This window comes from Mesorhizobium sp. M7A.F.Ca.ET.027.03.2.1 (assembly GCF_003999175.1).
Lineage (GTDB): Bacteria > Pseudomonadota > Alphaproteobacteria > Rhizobiales > Rhizobiaceae > Mesorhizobium.
Genome location: NZ_RZOM01001564.1, coordinates 1 through 933 on the forward strand (window position 1 = coordinate 1; position 933 = coordinate 933).

Genomic DNA, 933 nt, shown 5'->3' on the forward strand with positions numbered 1-933 from the left:
CTCGACGCGGTGGTCGAGGCACGCGCCAAGGCAACGCAGATCACGGTAACACCGGAAACGCTGAAGGATCCCGAAGCCCTCAAGAAGTTTCAGGATGCCCAGGCCGGGCTGACCAGCGCGCTGTCGCGGCTGATCGCGGTCTCGGAGGCCTATCCCGACCTCAAGGCCAATCAGAATTTCCTGGCGCTGCAAGCCCAGCTCGAAGGCACCGAGAACCGCATCGCGGTGTCGCGGCGCGACTACATCCAGGCGGTCAGGGACTACAATCTGACGCTGAGGACCTTCCCCTCGGTGCTGTGGGCGACCTTCTGGTTCCGCGGCAATGAGCCCTTTGCCAATTTCACTGTCGCCGAAGACAAGATGCAGCCGCCGAAGGTCGATTTCGGCACGAAGCAGGGCGGGTGAACGTCGACTGTTATCGGAATAAATCCCGCGAAATGACGGGCTGCTGGCGTGCAAACACCCCCCTCTGTCCTACCGGAACCGGCCCTTCGCTGCCGCTTCGGGCGTTCGTCGTTCGGAAAGCCAAGCAATTGGCTTCCCGTCCGCTACGCGGATCAGTCCTCACCCCCCTCAAGGGGGGAGATTGGCAGCTTCGGCGCTGACGCCGATCTTGCGACGTTGAAAATTGGCGAAAGCGGAGATGACGGCCAATCTCCCCACTTGAGGGGGAGATGCCCGGCAGGGCAGAGGGGTGCGCCCCGGAATGCAAGCCTAGGGTTCCTTTTCGCTCTTCTAAGCCTCCTCTTCCTCCCCTTCACCGCCCTCGCCGCCGATCTCCCCGCGCTCACCGGCCGTGTCGTCGACAATGCCGGCATCATCGATGCCGCGACCAAGGCGGCGCTGACACGGAAGCTTGCCGATTTCGAGACAAAAGGCTCCGACCAGATCGTCGTGGCGACGATCCCGAGCCTCGAGGGCGAGGAGATCGAG

Annotated in this window: 2 protein-coding genes; both read left to right on the forward strand. The window is 63.0% G+C overall.

All coding sequences use genetic code 11. The annotated features are described in order from the left end of the window. Positions 1 to 405, forward strand: a 405-nt coding sequence (locus EN750_RS36455) for a LemA family protein (RefSeq protein ID WP_145968292.1), incomplete at its 5' end; no start/stop codon positions are given. 258 nt (positions 406 to 663) lie between these two features. Next, positions 664 to 933 (forward strand): TPM domain-containing protein (locus EN750_RS36465; protein ID WP_189526754.1); only part of this gene is annotated, 270 nt, incomplete at its 3' end.